22 protein-coding genes are annotated in these 14,595 nt (G+C 64.1%); 7 read left to right on the top strand and 15 right to left on the bottom strand.

Annotated features, from left to right (window positions below; all coding sequences use genetic code 11):
• Positions 1-3: 3 nt before the first annotated feature.
• A complete protein-coding gene (erpA, locus tag IVB18_RS26755) occupies positions 4-333 on the bottom strand; it encodes an iron-sulfur cluster insertion protein ErpA (RefSeq protein ID WP_247983415.1) in 330 nt (109 codons plus the stop codon).
• A 123-nt stretch (positions 334-456) separates the two neighbouring features.
• On the opposite strand from erpA, the gene IVB18_RS26750 reads away from it, so the two are divergent.
• The 6 genes from IVB18_RS26750 (at position 457) to scpB (ending at position 7,847) form a co-directional block, all read left to right on the top strand.
• Positions 457-1,665, top strand: a complete 1,209-nt coding sequence (locus tag IVB18_RS26750) for a deoxyguanosinetriphosphate triphosphohydrolase (RefSeq protein ID WP_247983414.1) — start codon at positions 457-459, stop codon at positions 1,663-1,665.
• Positions 1,666-1,674: 9 nt separating this feature from the next.
• Positions 1,675-3,465: an arginine--tRNA ligase gene (gene argS / locus IVB18_RS26745; RefSeq protein WP_247983413.1), complete on the top strand. Its 1,791-nt coding sequence runs from the start codon at positions 1,675-1,677 to the stop codon at positions 3,463-3,465.
• Positions 3,466-3,605: 140 nt separating this feature from the next.
• On the top strand, positions 3,606-5,174 hold the full coding sequence (locus tag IVB18_RS26740; protein WP_247991738.1) for an SPOR domain-containing protein: 1,569 nt from the start codon (positions 3,606-3,608) through the stop codon (positions 5,172-5,174).
• A gap of 46 nt (positions 5,175-5,220) precedes the next feature.
• Complete coding sequence (gene nagZ, locus IVB18_RS26735; RefSeq protein WP_247983412.1) at positions 5,221-6,249, top strand: beta-N-acetylhexosaminidase; 1,029 nt, start codon at positions 5,221-5,223, stop codon at positions 6,247-6,249.
• Positions 6,246-7,085: a ScpA family protein gene (locus IVB18_RS26730; RefSeq protein WP_247983411.1), complete on the top strand. Its 840-nt coding sequence runs from the start codon at positions 6,246-6,248 to the stop codon at positions 7,083-7,085. Before nagZ ends, IVB18_RS26730 begins: the two co-directional genes overlap by 4 nt.
• 21 nt (positions 7,086-7,106) lie before the next feature.
• Complete coding sequence (gene scpB / locus IVB18_RS26725) at positions 7,107-7,847, top strand: SMC-Scp complex subunit ScpB (RefSeq protein ID WP_247983410.1); 741 nt, start codon at positions 7,107-7,109, stop codon at positions 7,845-7,847.
• Positions 7,848-7,977: 130 nt separating this feature from the next.
• On the opposite strand, the gene IVB18_RS26720 is transcribed toward scpB, so the two are convergent.
• The 14 genes from IVB18_RS26720 to IVB18_RS26660 all read right to left on the bottom strand — a co-directional run bounded on the left by IVB18_RS26720 (position 7,978) and on the right by IVB18_RS26660 (position 13,575).
• Complete coding sequence (locus tag IVB18_RS26720) at positions 7,978-8,166, bottom strand: hypothetical protein (RefSeq protein ID WP_247983409.1); 189 nt, start codon at positions 8,164-8,166, stop codon at positions 7,978-7,980.
• Positions 8,166-8,432, bottom strand: a complete 267-nt coding sequence (locus IVB18_RS26715) for a pyocin activator PrtN family protein (RefSeq protein ID WP_247983408.1) — start codon at positions 8,430-8,432, stop codon at positions 8,166-8,168. Before IVB18_RS26715 ends, IVB18_RS26720 begins: the two co-directional genes overlap by 1 nt.
• Positions 8,429-8,641, bottom strand: a complete 213-nt coding sequence (locus tag IVB18_RS26710; RefSeq protein WP_247983407.1) for a helix-turn-helix transcriptional regulator — start codon at positions 8,639-8,641, stop codon at positions 8,429-8,431. The genes IVB18_RS26715 and IVB18_RS26710 overlap by 4 nt, the downstream gene beginning before the upstream one ends.
• Entirely contained in the window at positions 8,638-9,021 is a 384-nt protein-coding gene (locus IVB18_RS26705; protein WP_247983406.1) for a hypothetical protein, read from the bottom strand. The genes IVB18_RS26710 and IVB18_RS26705 overlap by 4 nt, the downstream gene beginning before the upstream one ends.
• Complete coding sequence (locus IVB18_RS26700; RefSeq protein WP_247983405.1) at positions 9,018-9,428, bottom strand: ASCH domain-containing protein; 411 nt, start codon at positions 9,426-9,428, stop codon at positions 9,018-9,020. Before IVB18_RS26700 ends, IVB18_RS26705 begins: the two co-directional genes overlap by 4 nt.
• A complete protein-coding gene (locus IVB18_RS26695; RefSeq protein WP_247983404.1) occupies positions 9,425-9,781 on the bottom strand; it encodes a hypothetical protein in 357 nt (118 codons plus the stop codon). Before IVB18_RS26695 ends, IVB18_RS26700 begins: the two co-directional genes overlap by 4 nt.
• On the bottom strand, positions 9,781-10,902 hold the full coding sequence (dnaN, locus tag IVB18_RS26690; protein ID WP_247983403.1) for a DNA polymerase III subunit beta: 1,122 nt from the start codon (positions 10,900-10,902) through the stop codon (positions 9,781-9,783). Before dnaN ends, IVB18_RS26695 begins: the two co-directional genes overlap by 1 nt.
• Complete coding sequence (locus tag IVB18_RS26685) at positions 10,899-11,306, bottom strand: hypothetical protein (RefSeq protein ID WP_247983402.1); 408 nt, start codon at positions 11,304-11,306, stop codon at positions 10,899-10,901. The genes dnaN and IVB18_RS26685 overlap by 4 nt, the downstream gene beginning before the upstream one ends.
• An 86-nt stretch (positions 11,307-11,392) precedes the next feature.
• Positions 11,393-11,599: a hypothetical protein gene (locus IVB18_RS26680; RefSeq protein WP_247983401.1), complete on the bottom strand. Its 207-nt coding sequence runs from the start codon at positions 11,597-11,599 to the stop codon at positions 11,393-11,395.
• 194 nt (positions 11,600-11,793) lie between these two features.
• A complete protein-coding gene (locus IVB18_RS26675; protein WP_247983400.1) occupies positions 11,794-12,249 on the bottom strand; it encodes a hypothetical protein in 456 nt (151 codons plus the stop codon).
• Complete coding sequence (locus IVB18_RS26670; RefSeq protein WP_247983399.1) at positions 12,246-12,497, bottom strand: hypothetical protein; 252 nt, start codon at positions 12,495-12,497, stop codon at positions 12,246-12,248. The genes IVB18_RS26675 and IVB18_RS26670 overlap by 4 nt, the downstream gene beginning before the upstream one ends.
• Positions 12,498-12,585: 88 nt before the next feature.
• Positions 12,586-12,912, bottom strand: a complete 327-nt coding sequence (locus IVB18_RS26665; protein ID WP_247983398.1) for a hypothetical protein — start codon at positions 12,910-12,912, stop codon at positions 12,586-12,588.
• Positions 12,909-13,037: a hypothetical protein gene (locus tag IVB18_RS51690; RefSeq protein ID WP_256476355.1), complete on the bottom strand. Its 129-nt coding sequence runs from the start codon at positions 13,035-13,037 to the stop codon at positions 12,909-12,911. Before IVB18_RS51690 ends, IVB18_RS26665 begins: the two co-directional genes overlap by 4 nt.
• A 10-nt stretch (positions 13,038-13,047) precedes the next feature.
• Entirely contained in the window at positions 13,048-13,575 is a 528-nt protein-coding gene (locus IVB18_RS26660; RefSeq protein ID WP_247983397.1) for a hypothetical protein, read from the bottom strand.
• Between the two features lie 459 nt (positions 13,576-14,034).
• Between IVB18_RS26660 and IVB18_RS26655 the strand changes: the two genes are divergently transcribed.
• Entirely contained in the window at positions 14,035-14,583 is a 549-nt protein-coding gene (locus IVB18_RS26655) for a terminase small subunit (protein WP_346732556.1), read from the top strand.
• The last annotated feature ends 12 nt before the right edge of the window (positions 14,584-14,595 follow it).

The raw sequence follows: 14,595 nt of genomic DNA, 5'->3' as shown, positions 1-14,595 counted from the left end.
CGGTCAGATCGAGAAGCTGGTCCCGCAGCCGCAGGACGCCGTCGCGTTGGGATTGTTGACGCGGAACGAGGCGCCGATCAGATCGTCGACGAAATCTACCTGCGATCCCGCCAGGAACGGCTGCGAGGCGGAATCGACCAGCACCACCGCGTTGTTCTGCTCGATCACAAGATCGTCGTCGGTCCGCGCGCGGTCGATGTCGAACTTGTACTGAAAGCCGGAGCAGCCGCCGCCTTCAACGGAGATTCGAAGCATTGCGCCGGAACCTTCGCCCTTGAGGATCTCCCCAATCCGGCGTGCGGCCCGGTCGCTGATGGTCACGGGGGTCGTCATCGTTCGTCTCCGATCGTGGTGCGGTCACACCAAGGTCTTTTGCCCAATTCATTTGGTATCCCGCGCCCGACATAGTTAAGTGCAAGGGTCCGCAGAATCAAATGGATAGGGACTAAATTCGCCGTGTCCGTCGGAATGGCTGCCCCTCGTGCGCCCTATGCCTGCGATCCCGACCGCAGCCGCGGCCGGCTGGTCGCGGAGCCGCCGAGCCAGACCCGCAGCCCGTTCCGGCGGGATTGCGACCGGGTGATCCATTCCACCGCGTTCCGCCGCCTCAAGTACAAGACCCAGGTATTCGTGTTCCACGAGGGTGACCATTACCGCACCCGGCTGACCCATTCGCTGGAGGTGGCGCAGATCGCCCGCGCCCTGGCCCGGCAGCTCGGGCTTGACGAGGATCTCACGGAAACGTTGGCGCTCGCTCACGATCTCGGCCATCCGCCCTTTGGCCACGCCGGCGAGCGGGCGCTGGATGCCTGCCTGAAGGATTTTGGCGGGTTCGACCACAATGCCCAGGCCCTTCGCGTCGTCGCTGCGCTGGAACACCGCTACCCTGAATTCGATGGGCTCAATCTGACCTGGGAAGCGCTGGAGGGCATCGTCAAGCACAACGGTCCGCTGACCGATCGCAGCGGCGCGCCGATCGGACGCTATCGCGAGCACGGCATTCCCGTGGGCATCGCCGACTATATCAAGTCCTACGACCTCGAGCTCTGGAGCTTCGCCTCGCTGGAGGCGCAGGTCGCCGCGATCGCCGACGACATCGCCTATGACGCCCATGACATCGACGATGGCCTGCGCGCCGGCCTGTTCGATCTCGATGATCTCAAGGTGATGCCGCTCACGGCGGAGATCATCGCCGGGATTGCCGCCCAGTATCCCGATCTCGACGACGTCAGGCGCGGCGCCGAGCTGGTGCGCGAGCTGATCTCGCACCTGATCGGCGCGGTGTTTGCGGAGGCGCAGAAGAACCTCGCCGCCGCCAAACCGCAATCGGCCCGGGACGTGCGCCAGCAGAGCCGGGCGCTGGTCTCGTTCCCCGCTGAAGTCGCTGAGGAGGAGGCCGCCATCAAGCGCTTCCTCTACCAGCACATGTACCGCCACAAGCGGGTGATGCGGGTGATGGACGAGGCGGAACAGATCCTGTTCGACCTGTTCGCCAAATACCTGACATCACCGGGCGAGTTGCCGCCGGAATGGCTGGTGGGGGCGGAGAGTGATAACGAGGGGGACCGGGCCCGCCGGATCGGCAATTTCATTGCCGGAATGACCGACCGTTTCGCCCTGACCGAGCACCAGCGGCTCTTTGACTCGACCCCGGATTTGCGTTAGGCGGCGGCCATGCCCGACACATCCTCATCGCTGCATCTGTTCGCCGACGTGCTCGCGCGCGTGCACGCTGCCTGCCGCGCGCTCGCGGCAGAAGCCCGCTGGCCCGAGGGCATCGATTTCTCGCGCGTGGTGGTCGAGCCGCCGCGCGATCCCTCCCATGGCGACATGGCGACCAACGCCGCCATGGTACTTGCGAAAGAGGCAAAGGCGAAGCCGCGCGACCTCGCCGAGCGGATCGCCGAGCGGCTCCGCGCCGACGCGCTGATCGCCAAGGTCGATGTTGCCGGTCCCGGCTTCATTAATCTAACGCTGCAGTCCGCCGCCTGGGCGGAGGCGCTGCGGACGGTACTGCGCGAGGGTGCCGATTATGGCCGCCTCCGCGGCGGCTCGAAGGTCAATGTCGAATACGTCTCGGCCAATCCGACCGGGCCGATGCATGTCGGCCATTGCCGCGGCGCCGTGTTCGGCGACGCGCTGGCCAGCCTGCTTCACTTCGCCGGCCATGACGTTGCGCGCGAGTACTACATCAACGACGCCGGTGCCCAGGTCGACGTGCTCGCGCGCTCCGCCTTCCTGAGGTATCGCGAGGCGCTCGGCGAGGACATCGGCGCGATCCCGGACGGACTTTATCCGGGCGACTATCTCAAGCCTGTCGGCGTGGCGCTGGCGAAGGAACACGGCGACAAGCTCCTCGCGAAGAGCGAGGCCGAGTGGCTGCCGACGGTTCGCACCAGGGCGATTGCAATGATGATGGACGAGATCAAGGACGATCTCGCCGCCCTCAATATCCGCCACGACGTGTTCTTCTCCGAGCGCTCGCTGATCGAGAGCGGCAACAACAAGGTTGCCGAGACCATCGACTTCCTGCGCGCCAAGGGCGACATCTACGAAGGCCGGCTGCCGCCGCCGAAGGGCGCGCCGGTCGAGGACTGGGAAGACCGCGAGCAGCTGCTGTTCAAGGCGACCGCCTACGGCGACGACGTCGATCGTCCGCTGATCAAGTCGGACAATTCCTACACCTACTTCGCCTCCGACATCGCCTACCACAAGAACAAGTTCGATCGCGGCTTCGCCGAGATGATCGATGTCTGGGGCGCCGACCATGGCGGCTACATCAAGCGCATGCAGGCGGCGGTGAAGGCGACGACCTCCGGCAAGGGCGCACTCGACGTCAAGATCGTCCAGCTCGTCAAGCTCCTGCGCAATGGCGAGCCGGTCAAAATGTCCAAGCGGAGCGGGGATTTCGTCACCTTGCGCGAGGTGGTAGATGAAGTCGGCCAGGACGCCGTCCGCTTCATGATGCTCTACCGCAAGAACGATGCGGTGCTGGATTTCGACCTCGCCAAGGTCATGGAACAGTCGCGTGACAATCCCGTATTCTACGTGCAGTACGGCCACGCCCGCGGTCACTCAATCTTCCGCAACACGCGCGCTGAAGTGTTTCCGGAACTCCCCGAGGATACGAGCAAGCGCGTCGCATGGCTCAGTGAGTCTGCGGTTGAGCGGCTATCGGACCCGGCGGAACTCGATCTTCTGAAGCGGCTCGCAATTTTTCCGCGGATGCTGGAAGCCGCCGCAGTGGCCCACGAACCGCACCGAATTGCCTTTTATCTCTATGATTTAGCCAGCGAATTTCACGCGCTTTGGACGAAGGGGCGCGATTTGCCCTATTTACGCTTCATTATCAATAATGATGCAGAGCTTACAAAGGCGCGACTGGCCATGGTCCAGGGCGTCGTCTCCGTCCTGGCATCGGGCCTCGCCATCCTCGGCGTCCATGCCCCGGACGAGATGCGGTAGTTTGGGGCGAGCTACCTAAGGGGATTTTGGGGGTAACCGGCAGAAGCCGGACCGCTTGGACTTGGTTGAAAGCCTTGTGGGTCGAAGGCCGCGCCTTGGTCGAGGGGCGCGCGGCTTTCCCGAAGGGACGCATCATCACGATGGCCGAACGATATCAGGACAGACCGTTTCCTTCCGACGACTACGGTCGCGGCGGCGATCAGCATGGGAAGGTGGAGAGCGATCCCTTGGCCGAACTCGCCCGCCTGATCGGGCAGACCGATCCGTTCGCGGCACAGGGGCGTCCGAGCGCAAAGCCGCCGGCAGCGCCTGCGCCGGCCCAGAGCTATCAGGAAGACGACTATCCGCAGGACGATTATCAGCAGGACTATGCCGAGCCGGCGGCGCCGCCTCCGGCCGGTCCGCCCTCATGGATGCGGCGCGCCAACGTGCAACCGGCGCCACCCGAACCTGACTATCCCGTCTCCGTGAATCCGGTTCATCCGTTGCATCGCTATTCAGCCCAGCCAGCCGCGCCCGAGCCTGATTTTCATCAGCCGCAGGCCTATCAGGATCACGCTTATCAAGGTCAGGCCTATCAAGATCAAGCTCATCAGGATCAAGCCTACCAGGACCCGGCCTATCAGGAGCCGCACCAGCAGCCCGATCCGGCGCGCTACGATGATGCGCTCTACGGGCGGCTCGAGGCAGGCGAGCAGGATTATCGGCGCGATCCGGCCTATCCGGACGATCCCTACGCCTTCCAGAGCGATTATCCCGAGGCGGATCTCGACGAGCCCAGGAAATCGCGCGGCGGCATGATGACGGTCGCGGCGATCCTGGCGCTCGCCGTTGTCGGCACCGGAGCCGCTTTCGCCTACAAGACCTATATGGGCTCACCGCGCAGCGGCGAACCGCCGATCATCAAGGCCGACAACACCCCGACCAAGGTGGTGCCGGCGCCGACGGACTCCTCGGCCAAGGTGCCGGACCGCATGGTCAGCGGCGATGGCTCCGAGAAGATCGTGCCGCGCGAGGAGGCGCCTGTCGACGTCAACGCCAAGGCGGGCGGTCCGCGCGTGGTGTTTCCGCCGCTGAACCAGAACGCGAACCCGCCGCCGGTGGCGAGTGTTTCGCCGTCCACGATCCTGCCGAGTGCTGGTCCGATCCCGAGCAACGGTACGCTACCGAACAACGCGCCGCGTCCGATCAGGACTGTCGCCGTGAAGGGCGATCAGACCGACAGCACCGCGCCGCAATCTGCCGCGGCTGCGGCCGGCGCCAAGTCGGCAGCTCCACCGAAGCCCATTGCGGCACCCGCTGCACCGACCGCGCCTCGCAGTCCGCCGACATCGGCCAATGCCAGTGCCAATCAGCCGCTCTCGCTCGCGCCGCAGCCGGCGGCATCAGAGCCGCCGCAGCGGATGGCTGCGACCAGTCCGACCCAGATCGCACCGGCCAGCAGTGGCGGTGGTGGCTATGTTGTGCAGGTCTCATCACAGCAGAGCGAGGAAAGCGCCGCCGCGTCCTATCGCGTGCTTCAGAGCAAGTATGGCAGCGTGCTTGGGTCGCGTTCACCGGTGGTCAAGCGGGTTGATCTCACCGACAAGGGCAAGGGAATCGTCTATCGCGCCTTCGCAGGACCCTACAGTTCAGCCGACGAGGCGATGCAGGCTTGCAACAATTTGAAGTCCGCCGGCCTGCCGTCCTGCTTCGTCCAGAGGAATTAACGGCGGTTTCCTTGACCCCCTCACGGGGCAGGGTTAATCGGCCTTTATGAGCACGCGGGCCTTCATTACCGGCGTATCCGGAACGGAACTGACCGCCGCCGAGCGGGAGTTTATCCGTACCGAGCGCCCATGGGGCTTCATTCTCTTCAAGCGCAATATCGAGACTCCGGCTCAAGTCACAGCGCTGGTTGCGGAATTGCGAAACATTGCGGGTGCCTCCGACGCACCGGTCCTGATCGACCAGGAGGGCGGACGGGTGCAGCGGCTGGGGCCGCCGCACTGGCCGGCCTATCCGCCGGGGGCCGTTTTCTCGACCTTGTACGACATTGATTCGGCTCTCGGGCTGACGGCGGCGCGCCTCAGCGCCCGGCTGATCGCGGCCGATCTCGCCGATCTCGGCATCACCGTGGACTGCCTGCCGCTGGCGGATGTGCCGGTCGCGGGCGCCGACGCCGTGATCGGCAATCGTGCCTATGGCACCGAGCCGGGCAAGGTTGCGGCAATCGCCCGCGCGGTTACTGACGGCCTGGAGCAGGGCGGCGTGCTGCCGGTTTTGAAGCACATTCCCGGCCACGGACGGGCGACCGCCGATACCCATTTCAAGCTGCCGACGGTCAATACGCTAGGGGACGAGCTGGAACGGACCGACTTTGCCGCGTTCAAGCCATTGGCGGACCTGCCCATGGCCATGACTGCACATGTTGTGTTTAGCGCCGTCGACCCCGTCCATCCGGCGACGACTTCTGCGACAATGATTGCTCAGGTGATTCGCGGCGTGATCGGGTTCCAAGGTTTGTTAATGAGTGATGACGTGTCGATGAACGCGCTGGCAGGTAGCCTTGCCGAGCGGACCCAGGCGATCTTCGCTGCCGGCTGCGACATGGCTCTGCATTGCAACGGTAACATCGAGGAAATGCGTGACGTCGCCGCCCAGACGCCTGAATTGTCGGGCAGGGCGCTGGAGCGGGCGAAGGCCGCTCTCGCAGCGCGCAAGGCACCACAACCGTTCGACCGCGCGGCCGCACGCGCCGAACTGGACACATTGATCGCACGGGCAAACACGGCATCCGCATGAGCGCAGAAATTCTATCGTTCGAAACCGGGCGGCCCGCAGAGCTCGCCGAGGGTGAGCCGGCGTTGGTTGTCGACGTCGAGGGCTATGAAGGTCCGCTCGATCTGCTGCTCGCGCTGGCGCGGCAGCAGAAGGTCGACCTTTCCAAGATCTCGATCCTGGCGCTGGCCGACCAGTACCTCCACTTCATCGAAGCCGCGCGAAAAATCCGTCTGGAGCTTGCCGCCGACTATCTGGTGATGGCGGCCTGGCTCGCCTTCCTGAAGTCCCGCCTGCTTCTGCCTGAACCGCCGACAGCGGAGGGCCCGAGCGCCGAGGAAATGGCGACGGCGCTCGCCAACCGTCTGCGCCGGCTGGAGGCCATTCGCGAAGCCGCCAACCGGCTGATGAACAGGCAGCAATTGCTGCGCGACATCTTTCCGCGCGGCGAGCCGGAGCAGATCGCGGAGATCAAGCATCCGAAATACACAGCGACGCTGTACGACCTGCTCACCGCCTATGCCACGCAGCGCCAGTCGCGCGTGCTGGCGAGCGTGCATCTTGCCAGGCGCACGGTGTGGTCGCTCGCTGAGGCGCGCGCCACGCTGGAGCGGTTGGTCGGCAGCATCACCGAACAGGATGACTGGGGTGTTCTCGACGACTACCTGATCCGGCACGTCGCCGATCCGACGCAGCGCGCGACGGTGTTCGCCTCGAGCTTTGCCGCGGCGCTCGAACTGGTGCGGGAAGGCCAGCTGGAGCTGAACCAGAAAGAGGCGTTTGCGCCCATCTATTTCCGAAAAGGGCGTCATCAACCGGTGCCAGACGCAACTCCTGCGCCTGATGCGCCGGTCGGTTAAGTGCAAGAAGGAGAATCTGCCATGGCAAGCCTGGCTGAAGTGCGGGTAGACGAGGCCGAGCCGATGGAGAATGAATCCCAGGCGCGTCCCGAGGAGTTGCGTCTCCTCGAAGCTCTCCTGTTCGCCTCGAACGAGCCGCTGGATACCGCGACGCTGGCCAAGCGCATGCCGGAAGGCGTCGACGTCAAGGCTGCGCTCGCGCAGTTGCAGGCCGAATATGCCACGCGCGGGGTGAACCTCGTGCGTATCGCCAACAAATGGACGTTCCGCACCGCCGGCGATCTCGCCTGGCTGATGACGCGGGAGAGCACCGAGACCCGCCGCCTGTCGCGCGCGGCGATCGAGGTGCTGGCGATCATCGCCTATCACCAGCCGGTGACGCGGGCCGAGATCGAGGAGATCCGCGGCGTCATCACCTCCAAGGGCACGCTCGACGTGCTGCTGGAAACCGGCTGGATCAAGCCGCGCGGCCGTCGCAAGACTCCCGGCCGTCCCTTGACCTTCGGAACCACCGAGGACTTCCTGTCGCAGTTCACCCTGGAACAGCTCGGCGATCTGCCGGGTCTCGAGGAGCTGAAGGGCACGGGCCTGCTGGATTCGCGTCTGCCGACCGGATTCAGCGTTCCAAACCCGTCCGATGACCCGACGCTGCGCGAGGACGAGGATCCGCTGGAACCGGGTGAGGACCTCGATCTCGCGCTGGCTCCGGCAGTCGAGCCGGAGACGCCGGAAGGCGGCAATGAGGGTGGTGACGAGGGCTGACGTGCCGTCGTTTTGCGGGCCCCCTGCGACCAGTTAACACTAGCAAGATTACCTAGCGCCCGAAAAACATAAGCCCGGCTAGACGGTTGGCCGGGCTTCGCTTTGCGGTGTGATCCTTTTGTGATCTTGGCTATTCGACGACGTTCCAAACGAACGGTTCCTCGGTCCCGTCAAGGTTGATTATCTTGGGCGCTCGCTCGGGGTGCGCAACGATGGCCCGGCCGTCGTTCATTAGGCCAATAACCTCGCCCGGCTGGCCCGCATAGATCAGCTTTGTACCGGCGCGTAGGGCCGGCACCTGTTGAAGTTTCTCGCTCATCACCGTCGCCCCTGTAGCTGGTCGCATTCCTTCCGGGCCGCCTCGCGCCGGGCGTCGATCCAGTTGGCGAGGTCGGCGATGTGGATGCCCTTCGCCGCCTTCGCGCTCGTCTCGATCCGGACAACCGGGAGGTCGATGCTGCCGTTCGTAGCTTTCCGCGCGAACTCCACGGGCGTCAAGTGGCTGAAATAGTCGCGGCAAACCGCCTCCAGGGGGACGATTGCCGCGCCGTTGTATTGGGCCATGAGCAGGAAAGCGGTGTTCATTCGATCCATCCCTTGCGCAAGGCGATTGCGGCGAGGTGCGGGGTGTTCCTGGCTCCCGCGACGCGGCGCGCGATCTTGATCTGCATCGCAACGGAAAACTCGGTCGCGCCGATCTTGCCGGCGATCGACGCGGCGGTTTCGCCGTTCGAGAGGTGGCGCGCGATCTCAAGTTCCCGTGCGGTCAGCGGGCATGTCTGTGTGTCGGTCATATCTCTCGCCTGTAGATCACGCCGTTGATTTCGAGGACGTCGGGCATCGGCGGCGGGACGGATGCCGGGTCAATGCCAAGCTCGGAGAGGCAGGCCGCAACGTGGGCAGTCTTGAGCGCCGCGTCAGCGTCCAGGCGGTATTCCACCCACGGCCGATCCTGGCCGGCCACCGTCGCGCGCTCGGCGATGTAGACCGTGCGCCCGTCGTGCTGAACCAGGATGATCTTGGTGAGAACGTCCGGCTCGGTGATGTTGCCGCGCCAGAACCGCGACGCGGATTTCCGCGCCTGGGTCTTGTCCGCGCTCGGTTCCTTGCGCGGGGCTTTGAATACGATCCCGCCGTCTCGGCGGAACAGCGCGACCGATGCGAACAGGGTCATAGCCGGCGATCCTGCCATTTGAAGAAGCCAAGCGCGCCCTTGACGGGGATGAACGGGACCGGCCTCGCGTTGCGGATCACGAAACCGTAGCGGCCGACAAACCACGGGCTACCGCTGCTATCGACGCAATCGACGATCTCGGCGACGCCGACGATGCCGCCGCAGTCCGCGCCGGGTGGGCGCGCGCCGCTGATGTCGATAGACCATCCAAGCCGTTCGCCCGTGACGGGATGAATGCCGTTCACAAGGTCATGCCACGGGCCTTTGTCGCCCTTCTTGCCTGCGTGGATCGCCACGGGGCCGCGATACCGCGTCGTCCAGTCACGGTTCTCGATGTCCTTGCGACCGTTGACGATCAGCCATGCCCACGGCTGCATGATGCTGAGTGCTTTTTCTGGCAGGTTCATTCGCATAGCTCCGCTAAAAAATCTCCGATGGCGTATTTGCCCCGCCATGTGTCGGCTTGGTTCCTGCGGCGGTGCGCGGCGTCCCATCTGTTGTGACAGCGCTGGCAGAGCGCGCGGCATCGCTCGGGATCGGCGTGGCTCTCGTCGTGGTCCATGTGGGCAACCGTCAGAACTACCCTGCTGCCGGTCTCGGGGTGGGGCTTGCCGTTCCTGGCGCGGCAATGCGGTCGGTCCGGCGTCCCCTCGCAGCGGTTAGCCGCGCGGAAAAGCAGGAAGGCGCGGAACGCCTTCCAGACTTTCGAATAGATCGAGCCGCCTGGGTAGCGGCTCATTTTCTCGGCGCTGATCGGCATCAGGCCCGCATCGGCATCAGAACGCGAGTCATGGTGGCGTCCTCGTCGTGGATCGAGAACGGCGACGACTGATCGACCATGCGCAGGGTGATCGCGCCCTGGCATGCGTTCGCAACCTCGCGCAGATAGCGGCTGTTGAAGGCGAACGGTGCAGGAACGGTATCGTCCTGGCCTTTGTAGGGCCATGCCGTCGAGGTCTTGACCTTGGCGCTGCCAAAGTCCGCGCTCCGGCGCTCGATCACGGCGCGGCCGTTGCCGTTGCTGAACTTGATCGCCGTCGTCCGGTCGCCGCCGATCGCCGTGGCCTGATCGATGGCTGCAACGATCTCGTCGCGCTTCAAGTTGAACGTGAATTCATGCCGTCCTGGCAGGACGCGGGCATAGTCGGGATAGGTGCCATCGATCAGCTTGGAGCGGATCGAGAGGCCGGGCGCAACGATGTCGATCCTGTTCGCGCCGGCGTCGAACAACTTCACGTCCTTGCCGGCAAGGTGGTCGGTGACGATCCGCACCGTCTTGCGCGGGATGATCCGCGTGCTGGCCTCGCCGCCTTCGTTCGCATACTGGCATATCGCCATGCGGTGGCCGTCCGTCGCAACGAACCGGCGATCCTTCGCAGTGACGTGCCAGCAAACGCCGTTGAGGTAGTATCGCGTTTCCTCGGTCGAGACGCACCATCGCACCTTGTCCAGCGTCGCCGCGAACATGCCGTTCGTGAACGCCTCGATCATGCTGCCGCGCTCGCCGCCGATCTCGGGATAGTCGGTCTCGGGCAGGGTCTCGATCTCGTAGAAGGCCGCCCCGTCTCCAAGGGTGATCGTGGCGTTGAGGTCGTTGTCGGCGCGCTCGATCCGGACGTTCATGGTTCCGGCGACGCGGGCGATGCCGGCGAGAACCGACGCGCTGATGCAGGCGGACCATTCGCCGCCCGCGCCGTCGATCACGTCCAGGTCAACATGCGCCTCAAGGTCCAGGTCGGTCCCGGTGATCCGCAGGCCGGCGTCGCTGTGCGTGATCTTGGCATGCCCCAGGATCGGGATGGTGTTGCGCCGCTCGATGATGGCGGCGACGATCTTCATGGCCTGCTTGAGGGCGCGGCCTTCGACGACAACGAATTTCATAGTGATACCTGGGGTTGGTGGTGGACGGTCGGGGTGAAGGGTGCGGGCTGCTGCTCGGCGATCTCGGCGAGCACGTCCCACGCAAGCGACGTCGCCTCGGAAACCTCGCCGTCGCGCATGATCTCGTCGGCGGTGATCTCGAACAGGGTGCGCGCGCCGGCCGTGGTCTGCTCCCAAGCGGCTTTCGCGGCGGCGCGGCGGCGATCCCACATGGGGCCGCTGAACGCGCGCAGAAACTCCATGGTGTCGGTAAAGGTCTGGCGCTGCTGCGCCGTGGCGCTGGCGAAGTAGCGCCCGGCCGTCTGCTCGGCGGCCTCGACGCGCTCGGCGTGCTCCTGGGCACTCTCGAATTTGCGCCAGTGGTTGCGGGCATAGTCGGCGGGATCGGCCGGCGTTGCGCTCATCGTTGCGTCCTGTTGTGACGTTGTGAATATCACAACACTATGGACGGGTTTAAAGCTCTGTCAAGTCGAGAGCTACAATTTTGTTGTTAAGCTTCGTCGCGCAACTGATGGAACATTTCCTTGATGTCCATCAGCCGCAGTTTCCCAGTGTAGTGCTGGCGCAAAATGTGGAGTTGCCGCGCCGCGATCTCATCGCGCTTCAATTCCGTGTCCGCAGCAAAATAGGCGGCCATGTCCCGCAGGAACGCGCGGCCTGTTCCGGGTGGCAGTTCCAGCGGCGCGCGCTTGATCATTTGCCTCTTACCCTGGCGCTCTCGGCTCGGGCGATCTGCTTCGCGCGTTCTTCGGCGTTCTCGCGGGATGGCCGGCCATTGATGGATCGCCGGCCGGGCTCGTCGTCGAAATAGACGAAAGTCGAAACCCGGACCTCAAAGCTTTCTTCGTGCCTGATCAGGCGGACTATGGTTTGCATCCGCCGATCATGCCGCTACGGGGAGGGCGGGGCAACCCTTCGCCTCTGCCGGGTGGTCGGCCGTTGTGACAAGCCGGCAGCCTCGATCTCGGCGATCGTGATCGGCTCGTCGTTCAAATAGTATTCGCTCGCCCATGCGATCCGGCCGTTGCTCCAGCGCCGACGCCACGTCACCGTTCGGAAGCGGCCTATTGGGGTGTCGATACCGGCAATGACGTCGTGTTCCGGTCCGGTCGCCTCGGCCTCATAGTGGCCGTTCCACATGGTTTGCGCCTCGCGCTGTAGCTGGGCGAGGTAGTTCACTCTCGATAGCGCCGCGATCTTGATCGGGTCGGCAACGCGCAAGCGTTTAATCGCCGCGACGATCGCAAGCGCCTGGGGGCTGGCCGCGTCGTCGCCAATGACTGCCGTGGCAACGCGCAAGGCGTCTGCAATCGCTTCGTCGCGGGCAAGGCGGGCGGTGACGCTCAAAGGCCCAACTCCGGGTTCTCGTTGGCAAGCCATAGCGGGCGGCGATCCGCGCGCGCGGTGACACCATTGGCTAGGAAGGCGTGAAACCCCTCGCTAAAATAGCCGGCCTCGCGCGCCAGCTTGAACGCGCGATATTTCGCGCCGGCCGGCGTTGCGGCGCTGACGGCGCAATCGGTGAACCCGCTGCACCGAACGATGTAGCGGCGGACGTCAAGCGTGGCCTGGGCGGGCTTGCGGGCGGCTTTCATCGTTCCGCCTCGCTGTCAGCCTGTTCCCAGCGCCACGCAAGGGCGAGGGCGAGAACGCCGCAACCCAAGGCGATGAAGGTTTGCGCGATCATGGGCGGCGTCCGATGCAAAGCGGTTCACAGATGACGTCGCTATCGTCGGCGTGCTTGGGGCGCTTGCTAACGATCGTCCATGAACTTTCGCCCAGGAAGCGCCAGCGCCAAGCGACGGGCTCGGCTTTAAGCAACGCGTCGCGCTCCTGGATCACCTCGGCAAGCCGCTTCTCGCGGGCTGCGGCGATGCCGTCACGGGTAGCAAGATAGGTCCGGATGCCGGCGCGCAAGCTTTCGATCTCCTCGGCTGCGGCCTTCATTAGATAGCCGAACGGTGATCCCTTGCTGACGACGTCGCGGAGCTGGGGGACGATATCAGTCACAGCGATCCTCCGATGACGCCGGACCATACGGCGAGGGCGGCGATGAACGAGACCAGGGCGGCGAGCGCGCCGATTTCCTCGAGCGCGGCGAGCGCGGCGGCGGCGATGGGGTGGGGGCGGTTCATTGGCCGGCCCTCACTCGTCGATGTTCGCGAGCGCGTCGGCAACATCGCGGTCGATGTCGGCGAGCAAAATCTTAACCTCCGGGCTGTCGCGATAGGTCGCGAGCGCGTTGTAAAGCTCGATCCCGTGGCTCTTGACGATGTGGGCGCGGGTGCGGTCCAGACGTTCGCGGCGTTCCGCTCGGGCGGCTTCCTGCTCTTGCTTGCGCTGCTCGGCCATGGCCGCGATCGTCGGGATGCGGCCGTTCGCAAGGTATTCGGCTGCGACGCGCTCAAAGTCGGCCTTCTTCTCGACCGTCTCGCCAAGGTGCGTTGACCACGTCCGGTTGGGCGCGCAGATAGCGCGGCCGTCAGCGTCATGGAGGCGATAGCCGCGACCGAAGGAACCTTCGCTCATCATGGTCGCGCGGTGCTCGCCGTCGACTAGGACATTGTAGTCGATGATCAGGCGGGTGGTTGTTCCATTGGCGTCGGCGTCGCGGCGGCGGTTCTTGTTTCCGGGGCAATCGCGCTCGACGCGGACGAATTTCACGGCTGACATTGCTGCGTTCCTTTGTTGCGATAATCACAACAGAACACAACACAAGGTCAGTGTCAACGAGGTTTATAACGAACAAATATGGTTGCTGATTATCCGAAGATTAGGACCGATGCGGTACAATCTTGTAAATTGAGGTAACGAACATTCCTGGCGCCGAAAATGTTCGCTATCAACCTCGCCGCGCTAAATATCCAGATCAATCAATAATATACCTGTGACGAGGACTTTTATAACAGGGTAGTAAACTTTTTAATTAGGAGAGGTATAGCCCGGTTTAAACTTATAGCCGGGTATACAACCCGCTATCCCCACCATTTCAAAAAAGTTTGGTCGCTCTTAGAAACCTCCTTGCCACTCGGAACCGGGGCAGGGGCAGGCATCGCAAATTAGCGTTGTGATCTGAGCAACAACCATCCGGGCTTATACACGCATGCCTAATCAAACCTCTATGTGGCAGTCGTGGCGAAGGCACCGAAACAGGCGATCGAGATGACGGCGAAGCAAGCCGCGTTCGTCCGCGAATATCTCATTGACCTGAACGCGACCCAGGCGGCGATCCGTGCCGGGTACAGCGTCAAGACGGCGGGCGTGATCGCGGTCGAGTTGATGACCAAGCCGCACGTCAAGGCGGCGATCGACGCGGCCATGGCTGCGCGCTCTGAGGAAACCAAGATCGATGCAGCCTGGGTGCTCAAGCGTCTCGCGGCTGAGGCTGAGGCCGACGTCGCCGATATCTATGAGCCGGACGGCGCGCTCAAGCCGCTCAAAGACTGGCCGAAAATTTGGAGGCAGGGCCTCGTTGCCGGGATGGACGTCGAGGAAATCGAGATCGAGGGCGTAAAGATGGGCCTGATCCGCAAGGTGAAGATCAGCGACCGCGTGCGCCGGCTGGAGCTGATCGGCAAGCATGTGAACGTCCAGGCGTTCCAGGAGAACGTTGCGGTCAGCGGCGTCGAGGCGCTGGCCGATCGCATTGCGCGGGCGAAGGCGAAGGCGGGCGGCAAATGACCATCCTGTTCG

The sequence above is a fragment of the Bradyrhizobium sp. 186 genome (genome assembly GCF_023101685.1).
Classification (GTDB): domain Bacteria; phylum Pseudomonadota; class Alphaproteobacteria; order Rhizobiales; family Xanthobacteraceae; genus Bradyrhizobium.
This window is presented reverse-complemented; position numbering and strand designations above follow the sequence as displayed.

Excerpts from the sequence above, each read along its gene's own strand:
- erpA (WP_247983415.1), bottom strand. The coding sequence starts at position 333 with ATGACGACCCCCGTGACCATCAGCGACCGGGCCGCACGCCGGATTGGG.
- argS (WP_247983413.1), top strand. The coding sequence starts at position 1,675 with ATGCCCGACACATCCTCATCGCTGCATCTGTTCGCCGACGTGCTCGCG.
- IVB18_RS26740 (WP_247991738.1), top strand. The coding sequence starts at position 3,606 with ATGGCCGAACGATATCAGGACAGACCGTTTCCTTCCGACGACTACGGT.
- nagZ (WP_247983412.1), top strand. The coding sequence starts at position 5,221 with ATGAGCACGCGGGCCTTCATTACCGGCGTATCCGGAACGGAACTGACC.
- IVB18_RS26730 (WP_247983411.1), top strand. The coding sequence starts at position 6,246 with ATGAGCGCAGAAATTCTATCGTTCGAAACCGGGCGGCCCGCAGAGCTC.
- scpB (WP_247983410.1), top strand. The coding sequence starts at position 7,107 with ATGGCAAGCCTGGCTGAAGTGCGGGTAGACGAGGCCGAGCCGATGGAG.
- IVB18_RS26720 (WP_247983409.1), bottom strand. The coding sequence starts at position 8,166 with ATGAGCGAGAAACTTCAACAGGTGCCGGCCCTACGCGCCGGTACAAAG.
- IVB18_RS26715 (WP_247983408.1), bottom strand. The coding sequence starts at position 8,432 with ATGAACACCGCTTTCCTGCTCATGGCCCAATACAACGGCGCGGCAATC.
- IVB18_RS26710 (WP_247983407.1), bottom strand. The coding sequence starts at position 8,641 with ATGACCGACACACAGACATGCCCGCTGACCGCACGGGAACTTGAGATC.
- IVB18_RS26705 (WP_247983406.1), bottom strand. The coding sequence starts at position 9,021 with ATGACCCTGTTCGCATCGGTCGCGCTGTTCCGCCGAGACGGCGGGATC.
- IVB18_RS26700 (WP_247983405.1), bottom strand. The coding sequence starts at position 9,428 with ATGAACCTGCCAGAAAAAGCACTCAGCATCATGCAGCCGTGGGCATGG.
- IVB18_RS26695 (WP_247983404.1), bottom strand. The coding sequence starts at position 9,781 with ATGCCGATCAGCGCCGAGAAAATGAGCCGCTACCCAGGCGGCTCGATC.
- dnaN (WP_247983403.1), bottom strand. The coding sequence starts at position 10,902 with ATGAAATTCGTTGTCGTCGAAGGCCGCGCCCTCAAGCAGGCCATGAAG.
- IVB18_RS26685 (WP_247983402.1), bottom strand. The coding sequence starts at position 11,306 with ATGAGCGCAACGCCGGCCGATCCCGCCGACTATGCCCGCAACCACTGG.
- IVB18_RS26680 (WP_247983401.1), bottom strand. The coding sequence starts at position 11,599 with ATGATCAAGCGCGCGCCGCTGGAACTGCCACCCGGAACAGGCCGCGCG.
- IVB18_RS26670 (WP_247983399.1), bottom strand. The coding sequence starts at position 12,497 with ATGAAAGCCGCCCGCAAGCCCGCCCAGGCCACGCTTGACGTCCGCCGC.
- IVB18_RS51690 (WP_256476355.1), bottom strand. The coding sequence starts at position 13,037 with ATGAACCGCCCCCACCCCATCGCCGCCGCCGCGCTCGCCGCGCTCGAG.
- IVB18_RS26660 (WP_247983397.1), bottom strand. The coding sequence starts at position 13,575 with ATGTCAGCCGTGAAATTCGTCCGCGTCGAGCGCGATTGCCCCGGAAAC.